General features: G+C 66.0%; 20 protein-coding genes. 11 read left to right on the forward strand and 9 right to left on the reverse strand.

All coding sequences use genetic code 11. The annotated features are described in order from the left end of the window. The first annotated feature begins 25 nt into the window (after positions 1-25). The 3 genes from dctA to AC3A3W_RS07360 all read left to right on the forward strand — a co-directional run bounded on the left by dctA (position 26) and on the right by AC3A3W_RS07360 (position 3,103). Entirely contained in the window at positions 26-1,504 is a 1,479-nt protein-coding gene (gene dctA, locus AC3A3W_RS07350; protein ID WP_487441543.1) for a C4-dicarboxylate transporter DctA, read from the forward strand. 1 nt (position 1,505) lies between these two features. Beyond that, positions 1,506-2,675, forward strand: coding sequence for a glycerate kinase (locus AC3A3W_RS07355; RefSeq protein ID WP_487441545.1), 1,170 nt, complete (start codon positions 1,506-1,508; stop codon positions 2,673-2,675). Between the two features lie 89 nt (positions 2,676-2,764). Next, complete coding sequence (locus AC3A3W_RS07360) at positions 2,765-3,103, forward strand: GYD domain-containing protein (RefSeq protein ID WP_205654813.1); 339 nt, start codon at positions 2,765-2,767, stop codon at positions 3,101-3,103. Positions 3,104-3,189: 86 nt separating this feature from the next. Here AC3A3W_RS07360 and AC3A3W_RS07365 read toward each other — a convergent pair whose 3' ends face one another. Next, positions 3,190-4,488, reverse strand: a complete 1,299-nt coding sequence (locus AC3A3W_RS07365; RefSeq protein WP_487441547.1) for an Nramp family divalent metal transporter — start codon at positions 4,486-4,488, stop codon at positions 3,190-3,192. Positions 4,489-4,603: 115 nt separating this feature from the next. Next, positions 4,604-5,539: a dihydrodipicolinate synthase family protein gene (locus tag AC3A3W_RS07370; protein ID WP_487441549.1), complete on the reverse strand. Its 936-nt coding sequence runs from the start codon at positions 5,537-5,539 to the stop codon at positions 4,604-4,606. A gap of 162 nt (positions 5,540-5,701) precedes the next feature. Between AC3A3W_RS07370 and AC3A3W_RS07375 the strand changes: the two genes are divergently transcribed. Further along, complete coding sequence (locus tag AC3A3W_RS07375) at positions 5,702-6,742, forward strand: LacI family DNA-binding transcriptional regulator (RefSeq protein WP_487441551.1); 1,041 nt, start codon at positions 5,702-5,704, stop codon at positions 6,740-6,742. 232 nt (positions 6,743-6,974) lie between these two features. On the opposite strand, the gene AC3A3W_RS07380 is transcribed toward AC3A3W_RS07375, so the two are convergent. The 6 genes from AC3A3W_RS07380 to AC3A3W_RS07405 form a co-directional block, all read right to left on the reverse strand. Then, entirely contained in the window at positions 6,975-7,907 is a 933-nt protein-coding gene (locus AC3A3W_RS07380) for a hypothetical protein (RefSeq protein ID WP_487441552.1), read from the reverse strand. 39 nt (positions 7,908-7,946) lie between these two features. Beyond that, on the reverse strand, positions 7,947-9,065 hold the full coding sequence (locus AC3A3W_RS07385) for an NAD(P)/FAD-dependent oxidoreductase (RefSeq protein ID WP_487441554.1): 1,119 nt from the start codon (positions 9,063-9,065) through the stop codon (positions 7,947-7,949). A 110-nt stretch (positions 9,066-9,175) separates the two neighbouring features. Continuing rightward, positions 9,176-10,219, reverse strand: coding sequence for a Gfo/Idh/MocA family protein (locus AC3A3W_RS07390; RefSeq protein WP_487441556.1), 1,044 nt, complete (start codon positions 10,217-10,219; stop codon positions 9,176-9,178). Beyond that, positions 10,219-10,989, reverse strand: a complete 771-nt coding sequence (locus AC3A3W_RS07395; RefSeq protein WP_487441558.1) for an amino acid ABC transporter ATP-binding protein — start codon at positions 10,987-10,989, stop codon at positions 10,219-10,221. The genes AC3A3W_RS07390 and AC3A3W_RS07395 overlap by 1 nt, the downstream gene beginning before the upstream one ends. Further along, a complete protein-coding gene (locus tag AC3A3W_RS07400) occupies positions 10,986-11,774 on the reverse strand; it encodes an amino acid ABC transporter permease (RefSeq protein WP_487441560.1) in 789 nt (262 codons plus the stop codon). Before AC3A3W_RS07400 ends, AC3A3W_RS07395 begins: the two co-directional genes overlap by 4 nt. 93 nt (positions 11,775-11,867) lie before the next feature. After that, a complete protein-coding gene (locus AC3A3W_RS07405; protein WP_487441562.1) occupies positions 11,868-12,728 on the reverse strand; it encodes an ABC transporter substrate-binding protein in 861 nt (286 codons plus the stop codon). Positions 12,729-12,905: 177 nt separating this feature from the next. Between AC3A3W_RS07405 and AC3A3W_RS07410 the strand changes: the two genes are divergently transcribed. The 3 genes from AC3A3W_RS07410 to AC3A3W_RS07420 all read left to right on the forward strand — a co-directional run bounded on the left by AC3A3W_RS07410 (position 12,906) and on the right by AC3A3W_RS07420 (position 15,826). Beyond that, a complete protein-coding gene (locus AC3A3W_RS07410; RefSeq protein ID WP_487441564.1) occupies positions 12,906-14,006 on the forward strand; it encodes a LacI family DNA-binding transcriptional regulator in 1,101 nt (366 codons plus the stop codon). Between the two features lie 107 nt (positions 14,007-14,113). Beyond that, entirely contained in the window at positions 14,114-14,542 is a 429-nt protein-coding gene (locus tag AC3A3W_RS07415) for a YciI family protein (protein ID WP_487441566.1), read from the forward strand. A 39-nt stretch (positions 14,543-14,581) separates the two neighbouring features. Continuing rightward, the gene (locus AC3A3W_RS07420; protein ID WP_487441568.1) at positions 14,582-15,826 is read left to right on the forward strand and encodes an RNA polymerase sigma factor; all 1,245 of its coding nucleotides are present in this window, start codon (positions 14,582-14,584) and stop codon (positions 15,824-15,826) included. Between the two features lie 42 nt (positions 15,827-15,868). On the opposite strand, the gene AC3A3W_RS07425 is transcribed toward AC3A3W_RS07420, so the two are convergent. Next, positions 15,869-16,903, reverse strand: a complete 1,035-nt coding sequence (locus AC3A3W_RS07425; RefSeq protein WP_487441570.1) for a LacI family DNA-binding transcriptional regulator — start codon at positions 16,901-16,903, stop codon at positions 15,869-15,871. A gap of 217 nt (positions 16,904-17,120) precedes the next feature. On the opposite strand from AC3A3W_RS07425, the gene AC3A3W_RS07430 reads away from it, so the two are divergent. The 4 genes from AC3A3W_RS07430 to AC3A3W_RS07445 all read left to right on the forward strand — a co-directional run bounded on the left by AC3A3W_RS07430 (position 17,121) and on the right by AC3A3W_RS07445 (position 22,929). Continuing rightward, positions 17,121-18,437 (forward strand): ABC transporter substrate-binding protein, encoded by a 1,317-nt coding sequence (locus AC3A3W_RS07430; RefSeq protein WP_487441572.1) that lies wholly within the window; start codon positions 17,121-17,123, stop codon positions 18,435-18,437. A gap of 62 nt (positions 18,438-18,499) precedes the next feature. Then, positions 18,500-19,426 (forward strand): carbohydrate ABC transporter permease, encoded by a 927-nt coding sequence (locus tag AC3A3W_RS07435; protein WP_487441573.1) that lies wholly within the window; start codon positions 18,500-18,502, stop codon positions 19,424-19,426. After that, positions 19,423-20,253 carry a carbohydrate ABC transporter permease gene (locus AC3A3W_RS07440; RefSeq protein ID WP_487441575.1) on the forward strand — a complete coding sequence of 277 codons (831 nt, stop codon included), beginning with the start codon at positions 19,423-19,425 and terminating at the stop codon, positions 20,251-20,253. The genes AC3A3W_RS07435 and AC3A3W_RS07440 overlap by 4 nt, the downstream gene beginning before the upstream one ends. Before the next feature lie 93 nt (positions 20,254-20,346). Further along, positions 20,347-22,929, forward strand: coding sequence for a family 78 glycoside hydrolase catalytic domain (locus AC3A3W_RS07445; RefSeq protein WP_487441577.1), 2,583 nt, complete (start codon positions 20,347-20,349; stop codon positions 22,927-22,929). The last annotated feature ends 23 nt before the right edge of the window (positions 22,930-22,952 follow it).

Genomic DNA, 22,952 nt, shown 5'->3' on the forward strand with positions numbered 1-22,952 from the left:
GACATTCCACAACGAGGTAGGAATCATGGATCACATCACCACCGCCGGGGCGGCAGCTAGCACCCCGGCCCGCAAAACGCCTTTGTACCGGCAGCTGTATTTCTGGGTACTGACCGCCATCGTCATCGGCATTCTCGTCGGCTGGCTCGCGCCAAGTGTCGGCATCGCCATGGAACCCATCGGAACCACCTTCGTTGATGCGATGAAGATGCTCATCGGCCCCATCGTGTTCCTCACGATCGTGGGCGGCATCGCCAGCGTGGCGGACCTCAAGAAGGTCGGCATGACCGGGCTGAAAGCGCTGACGTACTTCCAGGTCGGCACCATCCTGGCCATGATCTTCGGCCTTGTCGCCATCAACATCTTCCGACTGGGCGACGGCGTCAACGCCGACGCGGACAGCATCGAAACTTCCGAGTCCGCGGCAAAACTGATCGACGCCGGAGCAAACCAGGAATGGTGGCAGTTCCTCACCAAGGTCATCCCTGAAAGCATGGTTGCCCCCTTCGCTGAGGGCAACATCCTGCAGATCATCTTCATCGCCGTCATCTTCGGCATCGCTCTGAACGCCATGGGCAAGGTCGGCGCCCCCGTCCTCGACGGCGTGCAGCGCCTCACCGGTGTGATGTTCAAGATCCTCAGTTTCATCATGAAGGCCGCCCCGATCGGCGCTTTCGGCGCCATGGCCTACGCCGTGGGCAAGTTCGGCGTCTCATCCCTGACCAGCATGGGTGGACTCATCGCCCTGTTCTACATCACTTCCATCCTCTTCGTGGTGATCGTGCTCGGCTCCATCATGCTCTTCCTGAAGCTGAACATCTTCACGATGATCCGCCACCTCAAAGAGGAATACATGCTCATCCTCGGCACCTCCACCGCCGAACCGGCCCTGCCCGGCCTGATGCGCAAGCTCGAGCACGCCGGCGTCAAGAAAGAGACCGTCGGCCTGGTTGTCCCCACCGGCTACAGCTTCAACCTCGACGGGGCCGCCATCTACCTCTCCCTTGCCGCCCTCTACATCGCCCAGGCCACCAACACGGACCTGACCCTGGGCGAGCAGCTGGGCCTGCTCGCCGTCATGCTGCTTACCTCCAAGGGCGCAGCAGGCGTCGCCGGCGGTGGCTTCATCGCCCTGACGGCCACGCTGACCACCATCGGCACCATCCCGGCGGCCGGCATCATGCTCATCTTCGGCATCGACAAGTTCATGTCAGAGTGCCGGGCCCTGGTGAACTTCACCGGCAACGCGGTGGCCACGCTGTTCATCGCTTGGTGGGACCGAACCCTGGACGCGGACCGCGCCCGCCGCGTCTTCGCCGGCGAAACCGTTGAGCCGATGCCCAGTGAGGACCCGATCCATCTCAACGAGGTCACGGACATCGACGACGACCTGGCGGAATACGGCCACCACGCCCGTAGGGAAATCAGCCCCAAGCACGACGCGACCGCAGCTGATGCCGGGCACTCCCGGGGCCGCACTCCCGCCTACTCGGAAACCCTCTGACATGCACAACACAGCCGCCCCGAAAACCGTGCGGACCCTCATCGCACCCGACAAATTCAAAGGCAGCCTCACCGCCGGCGAGGTGGCGGCCGCATTGGCCGCGGGGCTCCGCTCCGCAGCCGGTTCCACCGGCCGGGCCGGCGCGGTCCAGTGCGAACTGCTTCCGCTGGCAGACGGGGGTGACGGCAGCGTCGATGCCGCCGTCGCCTCCGGGTTCACCCGGCTAAGCTGCACGGTCGCGGGGCCCACGGGCCAGCACGTCCAGGCAGTCATCGCGTTCGACGGCGACACGGCCGTCGTCGAGGTCGCCAACACCTGCGGCCTCGGGCTCCTCCCGGACGGAAGGCTGCAGCCGCTGAGCGCGTCCAGCCGCGGCTTCGGCGAAGCCATCCTGTTCGCCCTCAGCCTGAAGCCGGCCAGGATCGTCATGGCGCTGGGCGGCAGCGCCAGCACCGACGGCGGCATGGGAATGCTGACCGCCCTGGGTTACAGCTTCCGCGACGCCGGCGGCCGGCAGCTTTACGGCAGCGGCAGTGCCCTGGCGCAGATCCACTCCATCCACCGGACTGACCTTCCGGAACTGGCCGACACGGAACTCATTGTTGCCAGCGACGTCCACAACCCGCTGCTCGGCGCACAGGGGGCACCGGCGGTCTTCGGACCGCAAAAGGGAGCCGGCCCGGAGGACATCGCGGGCCTCGACGAGGGCCTGGAGCACTTCGTTGCCAAGATGGCGGAGGCCGGCTTCGCCGACGCGGCGGCGCTGGCAGGACACGACGGCGCCGGAAGCGCCGGCGGCATCGGCTACGCCTGCCTGCTCCTCGGCGCCAGGCAGGTCTCCGGTGCGGACTACTTCCTGGATTTGCTGGGCTTCAACGCCCGCAAAGACAGCTGCGACGTCGTCATCACCGGCGAAGGCAGCATCGACGAACAGACGCTGTCCGGGAAGCTGCCCGCCGCCGTCGCCCGCCGGTCAGGACGCCGCCCGATCATCGCCGTCGCCGGACGCTCCCTGCTCCCCAGGGAGCGGTGGTCCGAGATATCTCTGACCCGGGTCTACACGCTGGCCGAATACACGGACCAGGACTCGTCGAAGGACTCCCAACTCTCCGCCGCGCTGCTGCGCAGGATCGGACGCGACATCGGAACAAGCCTTCTTGTAGCCGGCTAATCAGCTGCCGCAGGACCATTGCCGACCCGACGGCACACTGCCATTCTTGGTGCATCCGCACTCCCGACCGCGAACAAGAGGACGAGACCATGCCGCTCTACCTGTCGAAGTTCAGCTACACACCGGAGACCTGGGCGAGGCTGGTCAGCAAGCCCGAGGACCGGAGGAAGGCCGCACAGGAATACATCGAATCCGTCGGCGGGAAACTCCACGGATTCTGGTACGCCTTTGGCACCCACGACGGCTACAACTTGTGGGAGGCCCCCGACAACGTCTCCATGGCCGCGGTTGCGGTGGCCATCAGCGGAGGCGGCGCATTGAGCTCAATGGAAACGACCGTACTTCTGAGCGTGGACGAAACCCTGGAAGCCCTCCAGAAAGCCGGCCAGATCAAGTACCGGGTTCCTGGCACGGCCCCTGACGCATAGGTCGCCGGTCCCTCGGCCAATGACGAATAAGGCGCCCATCCTGTGCAGATGGGGGCCTTATTCCATTGCCTTCGGGTTGGGGACCGCTATCCGAGCAGGGTAGTGATGAGGCGCAGGGAGGACGCGATGATGGTGATGAGCCCGATGACACCGAACAGGTTGTGCCACCATCTGTTGCGGAGGCTTCCCATGAGGGAAGCCTTGTTGGCCATAATGACGATCAGGACGCCCAGCATGGGGGCGATGAGCACGGTCAGGGACTGGGCGATGACGATCAGCCCGACGGGTGAGGACTGGAACGCAAGGGTGATCAGCAGCCCAAACGCCAGGATGACGCCGGTGAAAATGCGGGCGGTCGGTGATCCTGCTTTGGCCCCGCGGCCGAGGGCGTCGGAGAACATGGTGCCGCCAGCGGTTGCGTTCGCGATCATGGACGAAAAGGCGGCGCCTGAGAGGCCCAGGGCGAAGAGCATGGAGCCCACAGGCCCTGCGAGCGGCGCGAAGACGGAGGCGAGAGCATTGATTGTCCCGGCCTCCGCGCCCGTCTTGCCGAGCACGGCGGCGGCCACCATGATGACAAGGGCGGTCATGATGCCTGGTGCGACAATGCCTGGGATCGTGTCGACGAGCGTGATGTCGCGGTAGTCGGCGCGGGTGCGGCGGTTTTCCTTGATGCCGTAGGAGGTGTAGAAGGCGGCGTTGATGGAGAAGTTGGTTCCGACCAGCGCCACGATGAGGATTTCGCTTCCGGCCGGCAACTGCGGGACCATGCCTTCCATGGACCGGTACCAGTCGGGCTGGGCGACGACAGCGCTGGCAACGAACGCGACGGCCATGAGCGCGACGATTACCAACAGGGCTTTCTCGACAATGCCGTAGACGTTGCGGAAAGCCAGGACGAAGGCGACCGCGGCGGTGCAGACGACGGTCCAGAGGACCGGGGAGCCGCCGAAAACCAGCGACAGGCCAAGGCCGGATCCGACGGCGTTGCCGACGGAGAACATCAGGGTGATTCCAAAGACACCGAATCCGGCCAGAACTCCCACCCATTTGCCCAGGTGATCCTTGATGGACGTGATCAGGGAGGTGGGCGTGGCGATGCCCAGCCGTACGCTCATGTCGGTGAAGAAGATCATGAGAATTGTGGATACGGCAATGACCCAGACGAGGGTGTAGTCATATCGGCTGCCAGCCTGCACCGCGGTGGTGAGGTTGCCGGGTCCGAACTGCCAGGCTCCGACCACGAAGGCCGGCCCCATGAGCGCGAGGTAACCAAGGAACGTCCGGCGTTTGGTCGGTGCGGCCGGAACGGGGCTGCTTTCGTGGGTGACTGTCTGTCCTCGGTGAGCGTGCGGGGAGGCGATGGTCTTGTTTGGCTCGCTCATGGCGAGTCCTCCTTCTACAGCGTCGCCGCTGTGGGTCGTCGTTGACCTAATTGGAGAATAAGGCATTGGGTAAGGGTGGCGGGCGGGGGCCCGCCACCCTTGAGGGATCCGGAGATCAGGCGGGTACGGTTACGCTGCCCAGGTTGGCGGACTTGAGTGCCAGCGCGATTTCGTCGCCGGCACCCTCAGCAAGCGGAAGCAGCGGCGGGCGGACGGTGGCGTGTTCCAGGATGCCGCGGGCGACGAGGCCTTCCTTGAGGGCGACGGTGCCTTCCATGTGGGACCCGCGGTGGTACACATTTTTCGTCACGGGCAGCAGGCGGTCATGGATGGCGCGGGCGGCGGCGTAGTCCTTGGCCTTGCCGGCCGCGATCAGCTCCACGAGCGGTTCGGGGGCGAGTCCGCCGTAGCCGACGAGTGCACCGTCCACGTCAAACATGGTGTGCAGCAGGTATTCATCGTGGCAGGTCAGGATCTGCAGGTCCGGGAAGGTGGCCCGCAGGACGGGGATTTCAGTGTCCCAGCGCTTCATGTTGCGGACGCCGTTCTTGGTTGCGAACACGCCCTCCTGGCCGGCGATGTCCAACTGGGTTTCCAGGTCGTAGGTGGCCTTGGTGGCATCCGGGTACTGGAAAAGGATCAGCGGCAAGCCGGACGTTTCATAGATTTCCTTGTAGCGGGTCTGGGGTGCGCCCTTCTGGTATCCGAACCGGAGCCAGCCATGGGAGGGGTAGACCAACCCGGCCTCTGCGCCAGCCTCGACCGCGCGCTTGGCTTCCAGGGCCGCGACCGTGTTTCCTTCACCGGTGATGCCGGCGATGATCGGGATCTCGCCGTTGACCGCGTTCTTGAACTCACGGATGACGAGTACCTGCTCATCCTGGGTCAGGAACGTCCCTTCCCCGGCGTGCCCCAGGACCACCAGGCCCTTGACGCCGTCGACGCTGGCCAGCCAGCCTCCGAGGCGGTGGATGGCGTCAACGTCGACGCTGCCGTCCCGGTTGAACGGCGTTACAGGTGCGGGAACCAGCCCGCGGAGGTCGATGGTCATAAGAGCTTCCTCTGTCTTGTTGTCCGAAGTCCCGCTAGGATGTGAGAACGTTTGCGGGAACGTTTTCATTCTGCGATGTGCTCCACCTCACTGTCAAGGGCTGCTTCCGCATGAGGAGGAAATAGAGTGTCTAGTAGGACAATCCCGAACAGGAGAACTCACATGGAACCGGCTGCCCCAGGCTCGAGCGTCACCCTGAGGGACGTTGCTGCGGCCAGCGGGGTGAGTCTTTCCACGGCCAGCCGCGCTTTGGACGAACGGGGCACCGCATCGCGCTCAGCTGCCGCGGCGCACGTCCGCAAAGTGGCCGAGGAACTCGGATACCGCCGCAACTCGTTCGCGTCCAGCCTGCGCAGGGGCGAAACACGGACCCTCGGAGTGCTCGTCCCGCGGCTCAGCGACACGGTGATGGCCCTGATGTTCGAGGAGCTCGAACGCGCCGCCTCGGACCGGGGCTACTTCGCCATGGTTGCCACCAGCGGCGATGATCCTGAAGATGAACGGCGATCCGCAGAGACGCTGCTGGACCGCAATGTGGACGGACTCATCATGGCCACGGCCCGCCTCGACGACGAGCTCCCCCGCCGCTTGCGCGAACGGGGTGTGGCGCACGCGCTGGTGCTGCGCACGGACGGGGTCAGCCCCTCCGCGCTGGGCGACGACGAGGTCGGCGGATACCTGGCCGTCCGGCACCTCATAGATTTGGGCCACCGCGACATTGCTGTGGTGACGGGCCCGTCCTTCACGTCCACGGGAATTTCCAGGCTCGCAGGTGCCCGCAGAGCCTTGGACGAAGCGGGCATTCTGCTGCCGGACGAATGGCAGCTGGCCGTCGGCTACGGCATAGAAAACGGGTTCTCCGCGGGGGAATCCCTGCTGGGCGGCAGCACCGGAAGGCGCCCCAGTGCTGTGTTCGCCGCCAACGACAATCTGGCCATGGGCCTCATCGCAGCGGCCCACCGCTTCCACGTCACTGTCGGAGCAGACCTGGCCCTGGTCGGCTATAACGACATACCCCTCTCGTCCCGGCTCTCAACCCCCCTGACGTCGGTGCACGTGCCTCTGGACCAGATCGCCGGCAACGCGATCGACCTCATCGTGAACCCGGGCAAGGAACCAAGAATCCGGAAATCCATGCCAACACTCATCCCGCGCGAATCGAGTGGCTCCCCCAGGCACTCCTCCACCCCGGAGCACGCATAGACCGGAGCAGCAAGGGCCGCGGCACCATTTGACCTCTCCTGCGGACACGGCGCCGGGCATAGGGTGCCGCAAGGTTTCTGTAGGGCGGCGCTGCCACACTATGGGCATCTGGCCGGAACGGTGAACTTCCGAATGGCTCGGCCAGTCTGCCGGCCTGGCACCGCTCTCCCCAAGGCGATGCCGGGACCGGCAGGTCCTTGTCCGCCCCTGCGGGCGGACAAGGAAACGGGGGTTAGTCTCCGTACCACCTGAGCACGCGCAGCGCCCTGAGGGTGTTCCACCTGCTTGGGTGTCCGTCGCCGTCCTCCATCGCGAAATGGACCCGTCCAGGGTGGGTGTTCTCCAGCAGCCAGGTGCCATCGGGCTGCCGCCTGGAACGGAGCACGCCGATCGCCTCATTCACGCGATCGTCGGGGGGACCGCCGGCTGAACGGAAATACTCGAGCCCGCGGAGCACGTCGTAGAACCAGCGGGTCGGGTGGGAAAAGTGCAGCCAGTCCCCGTTGATCACGTCGCCGGTGGATTTCCTGCGGAGCAGTCCGCGTTCAAGCAGGTACTCCTCGCCGCGTTTCCTGGCCGCAGTAGCAGCCGGTGAGCCGCCCGTCGCGCGTTCGTGCTCCAACAGCCCCTCGAGCACGTTGATGGTGGTCCCGAAGGACGACCGCGTGGAGCCGTTTTCCGCCTCACAGTTCCAGCCGCCGTCGGTCAGTTGATCCCCGAGCAGGTGCGACACCACGCCGTCGACGTCGTGTCCGAAATAGGCTCCGAGGGTGACGGCCATGCCGTTGATGCACGGCTCCACCTCCCCTTCGAAGAAGGGTTGGTCCCCCTCCTCCCACCGGCTGTTCTCCCGGACGAGCGCCACGGCGCGGCGGGCCTGCTCGCTGCGGGGGTCCAGTCCGAATTCACGCAGGAGCAGCAGGCTGTAGGTCGTCGCGGTCCACGGTTGGCCCGGCTCAGCCTCGTCGTACGGCGACGGGTAGTACGTGCCGCCGTCCCATTGCCCGTCCCCACCCTGCAGCGCGAGCAGGCGGGCGCCCCAACCCTCGCTGGCGACGCGGGCGCGTTCTGCGGACACCTCCTCCGGCGGTGCGTCCGTCAGGTCCCGCAGCACCTGCCAGCGGATCGAAGGGTCAGAATCGAGCAGCCAGTCCAGGACCTCCATCCCCTCAAAGTACACCTGACGTGCTTAGAGCCCCAGGCGTCAGGAGAACCGCCCCGGCCGGAACGTGGCCAGCATCGGGTGCCTGTTGCCGGTCAGGATCTCCCCCGCGAGCAGTTCGCCGGCGATGAGCCCCAGGGTAGCGCCGGAATGGGTGAAGGCGACGAAGCAGCCCGGCACCTGGCCCAGTTCGCCGAAGACCGGCTCGCCGTCGCCGGGGATCGGCTTGTACCCGATCTTCCACGACGCCGGCTTCAGCTCGGGGTTTCCGGCGATGAGCTTGGATGCTTCGTCGGCAAGTTCTTGGACAACGTCATCCGGGATGCTGAACGTGCCGTCCGCGTGCTCGGTGATGCGCCCTTCGTACCAGTCGTGGTCCAGCGCAAAGGTGCTGCCCGGGTTGGGCCGCACGGCGGCACGCGGCGTGTTCATCACGGCCCGCACGTCATGGGCCACCGGCTTGGTCACCACCAGCATGGACACGGGGGAACCGTTCGGGATCTCCACTCCCAGGGGCGCGACGACGGCGGGCGTCGCCGCTCCGCAGGCCACGAGCACGGAGTCGGCGTCATACGTCTCCCCCGCCTCCGTCTCGACGCCGACGGCCCGGCCGCCGTCAAGCACCACGGAGGCCTTGCCGGTGTTCAGCACCAGCCGGCCGCCGCGGCTGTGGAACTCCTCCATCAGGAATTCCACGAGGTCCGGCAGGCTGACCCAGCCCTCACCCGGGTTGAAGATGGCATTCTCCGGAACGGCCCCCGCGTCGATTCCGGGCGTCAGCGCGGCGATCTCGTCCGGTGCCAGCAGCTTGGAGTCGTAGCCGACGGACTTCTCGTACGCGTGGCGGGCCTCGGTGACCTCCCGCTGGCCAGCAGCGTTCCACATCAACCCGCCGCCGAACTGCAGCCACTCCCGGCTGGGATCAGCCGCGAAGAGGGTGCGGTACCGGTCCACTCCTGCAAGGCGGAGCTGGTGGTACGGCATGGAGCGCTCTCCGGCGGAGTTGAGCCAGGAGAGCGATCGGCCGGTGGCCTCGCTGGCCAGGCCGCGCTCCGTCAGCAGCGTCACGGACGCGCCTTCGCGGAGCAGGTGGACAGCGGTGGAGACGCCCAGGATGCCGCCGCCGATGATGGCGACGTGCTTGGTGGCGGTGGAGGACATGAGTTCTCCCTTTCTGTGGATTGTGGACACGATTGATGAGGACGCGCAGCCGCGTCCGGAAAATAGGGCCGCCGGAAATACGGCGGCCGGCGCCGCAAATACTGGGTCAGCTACGCGAGGGCGTGGATGCCCTCGATAATCCTGAGGACCTCGAGGGGCCCGGCCGGGTCGACGGGCAGCGGCCCCTCCCTCCGCAGGGCGGCGGCGAGCTGCACGTAAAACTCGGGATAGGCGCCCCGCTCGGCGGGCACGGGCGACGCTGCGCCGTCCACTCCCAGAAGCCCCCAAGACTCCTGGGGGTCAACGCCATAGACGGGGTCCGACGGCGGCATGCCGGCCGCGAGCGCGGGCTCCTGGCCGTCCAGGCCCCATTTGGTGTAGCCGGATTCCGAGCCCAGAACGTGAAAGCGTGGGCCCACCTGGGCAGCCATGCCGTTCATCCACAGCCTGCTGCGGACTCCGGACTCGTGGAGCAGCGACACGAACGCTTCGGTGTCTGCGGCCTCTGGATTGGTTCCGCGGTTGGCCGTCTCGCCGTAGCTCGTCTCCACCGGCCCGAACAGCTGGATGGCCTGGTCGATCAGGTGCGCGCCGAGGTCGTGCAGGATCCCGCCGCCCTCAGCAAGGGAAACGCTGTCCCGCCAGTTCCCGAAGCCCTCGGGCCGCCACCATTCGAACCGCGATTCGAACGTGCGCAGCTCGCCCAACGCCTCCCGCCGCAGCAGATTTTGAAGCGTCAGGAAGTCGGCGTCCCACCGGCGGTTCTGGAAGACCGTGAGCTGTACGCCGCCGTCGGACGCCCGAGCGATGAGCTCCTCCCCCTGGGCTGATGTCGGCACGAAGGGCTTGTCCACCACCACGTGGAGGCCGCGCGCAATGGCCGTGGCCGCGAGGTCGAAGTGGGTGTGCGGCGGGGTGCCCAGGATGACGAGGTCCAGGTCGCCGGCCAGCGCGAACATCTCCTCCGGCGTCGGCACGATGCGCGCGTGCGGGTAGAGCCTGGCCGCCTCGGCGGCCCGTGCCGGGTCCGCCGTCACGATCACATCCAGCGAGTAGTCCGCATCCGCCGCGACCAGCGGCGCGTGGAACACCTTGCCGGAGATCCCGAAGCCGACGACGGCGGTCCGGACGGGTGCCGCTGTGCCCCTGTCCATCACAGCACCTCCGAAAGGAAGCGCTGCAGGCGTTCGCTGCGGGGGTTGTCGAAGAGGTCGGCCGGGGTCCCGGCCTCCACCACTTCGCCCTCGTCCATGAAGACCACCTGGTCCGCGACCTTGCGGGCGAAGCCCATCTCGTGCGTGACCACCAGCATGGTCATGCCGCGGCGGCCGAGCCCGGCCATCAGGTTCAGGACGCCCTTGACCAGTTCGGGGTCCAGCGCGCTGGTGGCCTCGTCGAAGAGCATGACCTCAGGTTCCATGGCCAGCGCCCGGGCAATGGCAACGCGCTGCTGCTGCCCGCCGGACAGGTCCCGGGGCCGGTGGTCGGCGCGTTCGGCCAGCCCCACCTCGGCGAGGCGGCGCCTTGCGCGTTCCATGGCCTCGGCCTTGGGCATGCCCTTGACGCTCCAGAGGGCAAGCGCCACATTTTCCAATGCGGTGTGGTCGGGAAACAGGTTGAAGTGCTGGAAAACCATGCCGATGCGGCGCCGCAGCGTATCCGGTTTGACCTGCAGGGCGCTCTCCCCGGCCAGCAGCACATCGCCGCTCTTGGGTTCATGGAGCCGGTTGACCCCGCGTAGCAGCGTGGACTTTCCGGAGCCGGAGGGCCCGATAATGCAGGTGGTGGTTCCCGGTGCGACGGTGAGGCTGACGTTGCGGAGCACGTCGATGTCGCCGTAGGCCATGGTCAGGTTCTTCAGTTCCAGGCTCGAACCGTGAAACGTCTCGATGTCTGGGGCGGTTGTGTTGCTAGCGACGCTCATGTGTTGCTCCCGGTAATCAGCGGCGAGGCCGCATCGAGTTCCTTGACTTCCTTCAAGCCGCTGCTGGGTGCGGCAGGACGGCGGCGGCCGGTGCGGAACCTGTTGTCGAAGTAGTTGACCAGATGGGTCAGCGGCACCGTGATCACCAGGTAGAAGATGCCCGCCATGACCAGCGGCGAGAGGTTGCCGGACAGTACGGCAGCGTCCTGGCCCACCCGGAACAGTTCGCGCTCACTGACCAGCAGCCCCAGGAAGTAGACCAGGGAGGAGTCTTTGACGATGGCGATGAACTGGTTCACCAGGGCCGGCAGCACGCGGCGGACGCCCTGCGGCACCACCACGAGGGCCATCGACTTGGCGTGGCTCATGCCCAGCGCGCGGCATGCCTCGCCCTGGCCCTTGTCCACACTGAGGATGCCGGCGCGGAAGATCTCCCCGATGTAGGCGCTGGCAATCAGGCTCAGCGCGATAATGCCCAGCGGGTACGGCGACGGTCCGAAAACTGACTGGCTGAACCGGGCGAAGCCTTGGCCGATCAGCAGGATGGTGAGGATGGCGGGCAGGCCGCGGAAGAGGTCGGTGTAGATCCGGGCCGGAACCCGCAGCCATTTGGACGGCGAGATGCCCATGACGGCGATCACCATGCCCAGCACCACGCCCAGGACGGTGGCGGCGACGGAGATGATCAGGGTGTTGAGGAGGCCCACCCCGAGGAGCTGGGGCAGCACTTCGGCCATTGCGCCGAAGTCAAAAAATGTACGGATGATGGTGTTGAGCCAGTCCATGGTTGCTCTCAGACGTAGTTCGCTTGTGGGTTCCGGGCAGGCCGCGGAGGGCGGCCCGCCCGGATCGCCGGTTGAATTGGTTGCCGGAGGGGCTTACTTGCTGGGGGCAGGGGACGCGGTCTGCTCGGCCTTCGGCAGGTATTGCTCCGGCAGCGGCGAACCCGGGAACCACTTCTGGTAGAGCTTCTTCCAGGTGCCGTCTTCCATCGCTGCAGCCAGGCCCTTGTTGAGGGCCTCCTTGAAGGCAGGCTTGTCCTTGGCGATGGCGAAGCCCGCCGGAGCATCGAAGGACGGGATGTCTGCGGCGCTGACCAGGCCATACTGCTCCTGGTATGCCTTGGCTGCCTCGTAGTCCAGGAAGTGGGCGTCCACGGAGCCGCTGTTGACGGCGGAGATGGCCGTGTTGTTGTCCGGGAAGCGCACCAGGTTCGCGGAAGTGAAGTTCTTGACGGCATACGCTTCCTGGAGCGTTCCCTGAACCACGCCCAGGCGCTTTCCGGAAAGGCCGTCAACATCCTTGATGCCCGAGGTCTTGGTGGTGATGACCGTCAGGTAGCCGGCGAGGTAACCCTCGGAGAAGTCGACGGTTTCCTTGCGCTTGTCGGTGATGCCGATCGCGGCCACACCGACGTCGAACTGGCCGTTGGCCACCGCGGCGAGCAGCCCGGAGAAGTCCTGGCCGGTGAAGACAACATTGTCTACGCCTGCCCGGTGGGCCACGTCCTTGAACAGTTCGACGTCGAAGCCGGTGAAGTTGCCCTGCGCGTCGGTGAAGGTGTACGGCTTCGAATCGCCCAGGCTGGCCACGCGGATGGTGCCCGGCTCAATCAGGCCGTATGGGTTCTCGGCGGGGGCTGAGTTGGCCGGCGAGGAGCCGCCGCAGCCGGAGAGGGCGAGGATGGCCGCCAGGGCTGCTGCGGCCACGGCTGCCGGGCGGAAGTTAAGTTTGATCACAGCGTTGTCCAATCGTGGGAGGGAAAGCGGTGCTGTCAGGGCCGCTCAAGGATGTGGTCGATGGGGGGTCTTGCTGAGTCCGGTCTCAGTCCCTACGATTGAGACCGGACTCACATCGATTGATGAAAATGTAGCGGAACTCACAGGCCGCGTCAACAGCCCCTCTGAAAGGTGAACATGAGCAGTGACGGAGCAAGACGGCGCGACGTAACGGTTGCCGACGTCGCAAAAGCTGCCCAGGTGTCCAAGGCACAGGCCGCCCGCGCGCTGGGCAACTACGGCGCTGTCAGCGAGGACGTCCGGGAGCGGGTCCTGGCCGCTGCGGAAGAGCTGGACTACCGGCCCAACGAGCTGGCCCGCAGCATGAACACGGGAAAATCGCACACCATCGGGGTGGTGGTGGGCGACATCGAAAACCCGCACTTCGGACTCGCCACCAGAGGCATCACTGACACCGCCAAGAAGAGCGGGTTCAACGTCATCCTGGTCAACACCGATGAGAACACGGCAGCGGAAGTGGACGCCGTGCGGGTGCTCCTGGACAAGAGGGTCGACGGCCTCATCGTCGCCCCCGCGTCCTCCGTGGAAACCCAGCATTTGCGGCGGGTTCACGATTCCGGGCGTCCGCTGGTCCTGCTGGACCGCTCCGCAGAGGGGCTCGAGGTGGAGACGGTCGCCGTCGATATGGCAGCCATTTCGTACGAGTCCACCCGGTACCTCCTTCAGACCGGACACCGGAGGATCGCCTTCATCTCTACCCTGCGCACCGCCGCCGCCTACACCGCGGGCATGCGGCTGGACTCCTCGCAGATCTCCGATCGCCTGGACGGCATGCGCCGGGCCTTTGCCGACACGGGGTGCGAATTCCCGGAGGATCTCGTGCGGCTCAATGCGGGCGGCGCCGAGTCCATCCGGAACCTCACCCGCGAGGTCCTCCTCGGCAACGACCCGGCCACCGCCGTCGTCGCCTCGGACGGACTCATCGCGCTGAGTGTCGTGGAGGCCATCCAGGAACTGGGCCTGGCCATCCCGGCCGACGTCTCGTTCCTGATGTACGACGATTTCGCCTGGACCCGCCTCACCACACCGCCCCTCACGGTGATCGCGCAGCCGGTGTATGACATGGGAGTGGCTGCGGCGAGCGCCCTCATCCGGCAGATCGAAGGCCGGCCTCCCGCGGCCGCCGCGCCGGAGTTCAGCGCGACACTGGTCCGCCGCGGGTCGGTCGGCATGGTTCCTGCCTCATCAGGGGAGTCCGTCGAGGTGTCGGCACTGTAGGCAAGGCTTCAAAAACTTTTCATGCCCGTGTCGATTCCCGGCAGCCCCGTTCGACGGGATAGTAGAAGGACGCATACGGCGTCCTCATCCAAGGCAAGGAGAGTCCCATGAAGTACATGTTCATCATGCGCGCCACCGACGAGGCAATTGAGGCCTCGAAGCAGGTCCCGTTCGAGGAGATCCTCAACAAGATGGGTGCCTACAACGAATCGCTGATCAAGGCAGGCGTCATGCTGGCCGGCGAGGGCCTCGCTGACGTCTCTGAGGGCACCGCCTTTGTGGTCGACTTCTCCGAGGAGCCGCCCGTGGTGACTGACGGCCCCTACGGCGAAACGCATGAACTGTTCAACGGGTTCTGGATCGTCCAGGTTTCGTCCAAGGAGGAAGCCGCCGAATGGGCCAGCCGCTGCCCGCTCGGACCGGGTTCGAAGCTGGAGGTCCGCCGGGTCGCAGAGGCTGACGACTTCGCAGACTTCGCGGACAACGAGTACATCCAGAAGGAGGCCCTGTGGCGCGAGGAGCTGGGCAAGCCCTGATCCGCGACCGGAACAGCGGTGGTGAGCCGGGAGGCCGCGGTGAGTGAGGCAGCGGCAGCCGACGCAGTTCGGCACCGGATTGATGCGCTGTGGCGCATCGAGGGCCCCCGCATCACCGCGGCCCTCGCCAAGGCCATCCGGGACTTCGGTCTTGCCGAGGACCTGGCCCAGGAGGCCGTGGCGGATGCCCTGGCCCAGTGGCCGGAGGCCGGCGTCCCGCGGAATCCCGCCGCCTGGCTCACCGCCGTCGCCAAGCGCAAGGCGGTCGACGCCTGGCGGCGCGCGGAGATGCTGGACGAGCGGTACCGTACCATCGCCCACGGCCTCGCGGACGATGAGGGCGTGTCATGGGAGCCGGTGGACGACGACGTGCTTCGGCTGGTCTTCACGGCTTGCCATCCCGTCCTCTCCCGCGAGGCGCAGATGTCGCTGACCCTGCGGGTGGTGGGAGGCCTGACCACGGAGGAGATCGCCCGGCTGTTCCTCGTGCCGGTCGCCACAGTGCAGCAGCGGATCGTGCGGGCAAAGAAAACACTGGCGGCGGCACAGGTGCCCTTCGAGGTCCCCGAACCGCATGAATGGGGAAGCAGGCTCAGCGCCGTCCTGGGCGTCGTATACCTCATGTTCACCGAGGGCTATTCGGCCACCTCCGGGGACAGGTGGATCCGGCCCGACCTGGCAAACGAGGCACTGCGCATCGGGCGCGTTCTCGCCGGGCTGGTTCCGCGCGAGCCTGAAGCCCATGCGCTGGTGGCTCTCATGGAGTTCCAGGCCTCACGCTTTGCGGCCCGCACCCGGCCGGATGGAACGCCAATACTGCTGGCAGACCAGGACCGCACCCGGTGGGACCGTGGCCAGATCGGACGCGGCCGTGCGGCCCTGGCCCGGGCCGACGCGTTCGGCCGGGGCCGCCGCAGCTACGCCCTCCAGGCCGCGATCGCCGAATGCCATGCCGTGGCGCCAAGTGTCGAGCAGACGGACTGGGCGCGCATCGTCCTTCTCTACGAGGTGCTCGGCCGCGTGGCGCCCAGTCCCGTCGTGGAGCTCAACCGGGCCGTGGCCGTGTCCATGGCCACGGGCCCGGCCGCCGCCTTGGCGATCGTGGACCGCCTCGCCTCGGTCGGCGCCCTGCGAGGCGGCCATCTGCTGCCCAGCGTCCGCGGCGAACTGCTCGCCCGGCTGGGCCGGAACGATGAAGCCCGTGCGGAATTCACGACGGCGGCCGCCCTCGCCAGGAACGACCGCACCCGCGCCGTCTTGGAAGCGAGGGCCGCGGACCTCTGACCTGCCGGAAGGGAACGGACACCACGCCTAGGCCTTCAGGAGCTAGGCGTCACGCCGGCGTGCGGGGCCTGTCGTCTTTCGGACCACCAGCTGCGGCTGTACGAGCATCGAGACTGCCTCATGCCGCCCCTGAATGCGCTCCACGAGCAGCTTCGCGGCCAGTGAACCCATCTCGACGCCGGACTGGTCCACGGTGGTTAGCGCCACCTGCGGAAGGGATGCCGAAAGGACGTTGTCGTAGCCCACCACGGAGATGTCTTCAGGTACTCCGACGCCAGCGTCATAGAGGCCGGTAAGGACACCGAGGGCCGCCATGTCGGTGCCGGCATGGACTGCGGTCGGTGGATACCTATGCTGCAGCATCGTCTCTGCCGCGCGCCTGCCGCCTTCCTGGTGCCACCTGCCCTCAACGACATCGACCTCGTCCTCCAGCCCATGGCGCACCATCGCGTCGACGTACCCCTGGGCGCGGACCACCTGCGGCATGCCGCTTTCGTTATTCTCCCGGCCGACGTGCATCAGGTGGGCAATGCGCCGGTGGCCCAGGGACACGAGGTGGTCGACAATCAGGGCACTGCCTGCGAGGTCATCACTGGCGACAGTGTCGTACGACTCTCCAGGGCCGTGGCGCCCGAGCACAACCGTGGGAGTGGACTGCCCAATGCCTTCAAGGTCTTGCGCCGTGCCAAACGGCGCAATAAGGACGAGTCCGTCCATTTTGCGGTCAATCATGGCCTCGATCATCTGCCGCTGCTGGGACAGCCCCCTGCTCGCCTCCCCGATCAAGACCTGGTAGCCGCTGGCCTCCGCTTCCGCCCGGATTCCCTCGATGAGGACCGACATGAAAGTGTTCTGCAGGTCCACGACGAAAACGCCCAGGGTAAAACTGCTCCCGCGCATGCCCCGTGCAAGTGCCGACGGGCGGTAGCCCAGGGTCGCCATCGATTCCTCGACCCGCGCCTTCATGGGGCCGCTGACGCCGTATGCGCCCCGCAGCACCTTGGAGACTGCCGCCTTGGACACCCCGGCGTGCCGGGCAACATCGCTGATGGTTGCGCGTTTCACCTGTTCGGACATCACCCTCCCCCCTAGTGCCAGCTATATGCTCAGCTTCTACGAGGAATTGTAGACTGATCTACACGAATCCCTTGCGACCTTCTGTGACATGCCTTACAGTGGAAAGCGTAGACCGATCTACAAATCCCAAACAGCCACGTATTTTGTACTGGCGAAAGAAGTTTTGAAACGTTCCACAGAGCCTGCGGGCCTGCGGGCTTTACGAGGAGGTAAAGAGATGGCCATTACGGGCACACGGCATTGGGCTGCCCTCGCCGGAGGCGTCACTGCGCTGGCGGTAGCACTGACCGGGTGCGCGGGAGGCAGTGCGGGCGGCGGGGGCTCCGAGAAGACCATCACCTGGTTGGTGGACAACACGGAGAACACCGTCGCGTACGCGGAGCAGATCGCCGAAGACTTCACCGCGGCCAACCCGACCATCAAGGTTGAGATCGAGACGCGCCCGCAGGGCGGCGAAGGCGACAACATCGTCAAAACGAGGCTGTCCACCGGAGACATGGCGGACCTCTTCTCCTACAACTCCGGTTCCCTGTTCCACCAGATCTCCCCCGAGCAGAACCTCTTGCCCGTGACCAACGAGCCCTACATGGCCAACGTCTCCGACTCGTTCAAGCCCGTCGTAACGGCCGGCAAGGAGGTCTACGGCGTACCGGTGGGACCCGGCAACGCCGGCGCGGTGCTCTACAACAAGAAGGTCTACGAAAAGCTTGGCCTCTCGATCCCGAAGACGTGGTCCGAGTTCATGGCCAACAGCCGCAAGATCAAGGATGCCGGCGTCGATCCGATCATCCAGACCTATCAGACCACCTGGACTTCCCAGCTGTTCGTCCTCGGTGACTTCGCCAACGTAGCCGCCGCCAATCCCGCCTTCGCCGCCAACTACACATCCAACAAGGCCAAGTACGCCACCGACCCGGCCGCCATCAAGGGCTTCGAACACCTTGAGGAAGCCGCAAAGGCCGGACTTTTCAACAGCGACTATGCCTCCTCCACCTACGCACAGGGGCTGGAAAAGCTCGCCAACGGTGAAGGCGCGCAGTATCCGATCCTGAGCTTTGCCCTGCCCGAACTCAAGGTGACCTTCCCGGACAAGCTCAACGACATTGGGCTGTTCCCCCTCCCGGGTGACGACGCCGCCAAAAGCACCCTCACTGTATGGCTGCCCGGCGGCGTCTACATCCCCAAGTCCACGAAGAACGTGGAGGAGGCCAAGAAGCTCCATGCCTTCATCGCCAGCAAGGAGGGCTGTGAGTCCCAGACCAAGGCGGTCGGCGCCAACGGCCCCTACCTGGTGAAGGGTTGCGACCTCCCAGCCGACGTTGCCCCGGCGGTGGCGGACATGCTCCCCTACTTCGAGGACGAGTCCAAGAACAGCCCGGCCCTGGAATACCTCTCCCCGGTCAAGGGTCCCGCCCTCGAGCAGATCACCGTCGAGGTGGGATCGGGCATCCGCTCCGCCAAGGATGGCGCCGCACTCTATGACGAGGACGTCAAGAAGCAGGCCAAGCAGCTGAACCTGCCGGGCTGGAACTAGCCTCCAAACCCAACCGCCGTCCGGGCTGCCAGCCGGCCCGGACGGCCCCTAGGGAGATTTCCATGACAGTCAACACCGCCCCCACCGTTCCGGCCACCCGGCCGCACCAGGCCATCGGGCGAAAGCGCCGCAAGGCCAAGTCCGCGTACCCCTATTGGTTCTTCCTGCCGGCCGCGGCCATCTTCGCCACGTTGTTCCTGGTCCCCACCTTCGCGTCCTTCTTCTTCAGCTTTACCCGCTGGACGCTCACCGACTTCACCTTCATCGGCCTGGAAAACTTTGCCCAGTTCTTCCAGGAGCCCGCCCTCATCAAGGGCCTGACCAACACCTTCATTTACGCCTTCCTGACCTCCAGCCTCAAGGTTGTCCTGGGCATGCTCCTGGGGATCCTCCTGACGTCGCAGATCATCGCGCGCGGCTACCTCAGGTCCATCATCTTTTTCCCCGTCCTGCTCAGCAGCATCGGCGTAGGCACCGTCTTCACGGCCATGATGGATCCGTCCAAGGGCCTCATCAATGAAGCGCTTGCCGCCATCGGAATCGACGGACCCTCCTGGCTGGTCGATCCGTCACTGGCGCTTGTGTCAGTGGCCCTCGTCGATGTCTGGCAGGGCGTTGGACTCGCCACCGTCATTTACATCGCCGGCATCGTTTCCATCCCGCAGGAGTACTTCGAGGCAGCCAGGGTCGACGGCGCAACCCCTTTCAAGAGCTTCTGGAACATCACCCTCCCGCTCGCCCGTCCGGCGACCACCACCGTGATCATCCTCTCCCTGATCGGCGGGCTCCGGTCCTTCGACCTGATCTGGGCCATGACCAAGGGCGGACCCGGCTTCACCTCCGACGTCATCGCCTCCGTCATCTTCAAGCAGTACCAGGCCGGCTTCTACGGGCTGTCCACCGCCGGCAACGTCGTCCTGTTCCTGATCGTCACCGCGATCATCCTTCCGCTCTCCATCTTCCTGAACCGCAAGGAGGTCGAACAGTGACCACCGCACTCAAGCGCTACGGACTGGGCGTCCTGGCCATCGCCGCCACCGTTGTCCTCTTCATCGTCCCGTTGGCCTTCATGGCGCTCACCGCCGTGAAAGACCGGCGCGAAGCCGCCAAACTCGATTTCTCCTGGCCCACCACGTTCCATTTCGTCGAGAACTTCCAGGATGTCCTGTCCGCGCGCAAATTCATGCTCGTGACTGCCTTCATCAACAGCACCGTCCTCACGATCGTCAGCGTCACGGTCCTGGTGGTCCTGGCCGCCATGGTCGCCTGGGTCCTGCAGCGCCGCCGCAGCCGCTGGAACGGCCTGGCGAACTTCCTCATCCTCTCAGGCCTGATCATTCCCCCGGCCGTTGTCCCCACCATCTGGGTCCTGCAGAGCATGGGCCTGTTCAAGACGCTTCCGGGCCTCATCCTGATCGAAGTGGCCTTCCACCTGTCCTTCTGCGTGATGCTCTTCCGGGCCTTTATCTCCAGCATCCCCCGGGAACTGGATGAGGCAGCCGTGATCGACGGCTGCGGTCCCGTGCGCCTGTTTTTCCGCGTGATCTTCCCGCTGCTGCGATCCGTCATTGTCACGGTGATCGTCGTCCAGTCCGTGGCCATTTTCAACGACTTCCAGAACCCGCTCTACTTCCTGCCCGGCGATGCGAACGCCACCGTGCAGCTGACCCTGTTCAACTTCCAGAGCCAGTTCGCCACGAGTTACAACCTGCTCTTCATGAACATCCTGCTGATCACGATTCCGCCCTTCATCATGTACCTGTTCTTCAACCGCCAGATCGTGGCCGGCATGACCGCAGGCGCCGTCAAGGGCTAACCCGAACCATCCGCCAAGCCCCGTGACCGGACGAGGCCGGAACAAGCCACGGCCGGCCTACCCGCCGAAACACCCGAGAAAGAGACTTCCTCCATGCCTGCCACCGTCCGACCAGTGACCTTTGAACACCTGCCCATCGCCCTCGGCATAGGCACCCCGACGCCCCGGATCTCGTGGAAGACGAGCGCAGCGCCGGGCTGGACGCAGGACGCGTACCAGGTGATGATCACCACCCTGGAGGGCAAGTGGACAAGTGAACGGGTGAATTCACCCGAGTCAGTGCTCGTTCCCTGGCCCTCTGCTCCCCTGGCCTCGGCCAAGCGTGCTGACGTAAGCGTCCGGGTGTGGGGCGGTGGCAAGGCGGAGCCGAGCGCCTGGAGTCCGGCCTCCGCCGTCGAGACCGGCCTGCTCAGTGCCGGGGACTGGAACGCCACGGCAATCGCCCCGGCCTGGGATGAGGACGCCGGATCCGACCGCCGGCCTCCGCTGCTCCGGCGGAGCTTCACACTGGACCGGCCAGTGGCCTCAGCACGGCTTTATGTGACGGCCCACGGCCTGTACGAGGTGGAGATCAACGGCTCCCGCGTCGGCGACGACGCCCTATCGCCGGGCTGGACCGTCTACGGCCAGCGGCTGCGCTACTACACCTACGACGTCACGGACCAGCTCGCCCAGGGCGAGAACGCGGTGGGTGCCTGGCTCGCCGACGGCTGGTACCGCGGCCGCATCGGCTTCAACGGCGGCCACCAGAATCTCTACGGGGACAAGGTCGCGCTGCTGGCACAGCTGCACGTGACGCACGACGACGGTTCCGTCACCATAGTCAGCAGCGACGCGAACTGGAGGGCGTCCTTCGGCCCGATCCTGTTCAGCAGCCTCTACAAGGGCGAAAGTTTCGACGCGCGGGAGCTGCCGGCCGGGTGGACGCAGCCGGGATTCGACGACGCCGCCTGGCAGCCCGTCGTCGGCGTTGAACGGGACCCGGCCACGCTGGTTGCCCCCGAGGGGCCGCCCGTGCGCTGCACCGGAGAGGTACGTCCTGTCAGCGCCTGGACGACGGCGTCCGGGAAGATCCTGCTTGATTTTGGGCAAAACCTCGTGGGCAGGCTGCAGATCACCGTCAGCGGCAGGGCAGGTGCCGTGGTCACCCTCCGCCATGCAGAGGTCATCCAGGACGGCGAGCTCTACACCCGCCCCCTGCGAGAGGCCGATGCCACCGACCGCTACACGCTGGCCGGGCACGGAACAGAAACCTGGGAGCCGCGCTTTACCCTGCACGGCTTCCGCTACGCGGAAATCGACGGCTGGACCGGCGGGGACGTCACTGAGAACGTGGTGGCCCGCGTCTACCACACCGACATGGTGCGCACCGGCTGGTTCGAGTGCTCCGATCCGGACCTGAACCGGCTCCACGACAACGTACTGTGGAGCATGAAGGGCAATTTCGTGGACATCCCCACGGACTGCCCGCAGCGTGACGAGAGGCTGGGCTGGACCGGGGACATCCAGGTTTTCGCGCCCACCGCGAGCTTCCTTTACGACTGCTCGGGCATGCTCGCGTCCTGGCTCAAGGACGTCGCCGCCGAGCAGCTTCCCGACGGCACCGTTCCCTGGTACGTTCCGGTCATTCCCGGAGGCAACTACTGGACCCCGATTCGTCCCGGTGCTGTCTGGGGCGATGTTGCAGCACTCACGCCGTGGACGCTCTACGAGCGGTTCAATGATGCAAAGGTCCTGGCCGACCAGTACGTGAGCGCCAAGGCCTGGGTGGACCTGCTTGACCGCCTCTCAGGCGAGAGCCACCTGTGGAACAAGGGTTTCCAGCTGGGCGACTGGCTCGACCCGGCCGCTCCGCCGGAGGATCCGACCCAGGCGATGACGGACAAGCATCTCGTCGCCACCGCCTACTTCGCATGGTCGGCCAGCCACCTCGCCAAAAGCGCTGCCGTCCTGGGCAAGAGCGACGACGAACTGCATTACCTGGAACTTTCCCGGGCCGTGGCTGAGGCCTTTGCCCGGGAGTACATCCGGCCCGACGGCCGGATGACCAGCGACGCGCAGACCGCCTACGCCCTCGCCATCGTGTTCGGGCTCTACCCGGACAAGGAACGGGCCCGCAGGGGTGGCGAGCGCCTGGCCGAGCTGGTCCGCAAGGGCGGAAACCGCATCGGGACCGGCTTCGCGGGGACACCCGTGATCTCGGATGCGCTGACCGCCGCCGGCGCTGTGGACACCGCCTACGACCTGCTGCTGGAGAAGGAGTGCCCCTCCTGGCTGTATGCGGTGAAGCAGGGCGGAACCACAATTTGGGAGCGGTGGGACTCCATGCTCGCCGACGGCACCGTCAATCCGGGTGAAATGACGTCCTTCAACCACTATGCGCTCGGCGCGGTGGCCGACTGGATGCACCGTGTGGTGGCCGGCATCTCGGCGCTGGAGCCCGGCTACCGCCGGATCCTCTTCCGCCCGCAGCCCGGCGGCGGCCTCACCTCCGCCTCTGCCCGGCACGAGACGCCTTACGGCATGGCCTCCGTTGCGTGGCAGAACACCGACGGCGGACACAGTGTTTCCATCGAAGTGCCCACCGGGGCCACTGCCCGGGTCGAGCTGCCCGGGCAGGAGCCCCGCGAGATCGGATCCGGCCGCTTCGAGTACTCCGTCGCCCGGATTTCCTAGGCTAGGAATCGCCGGGATGAGGT

It is taken from the genome of Arthrobacter sp. Soil_N43, from assembly GCF_057655195.1.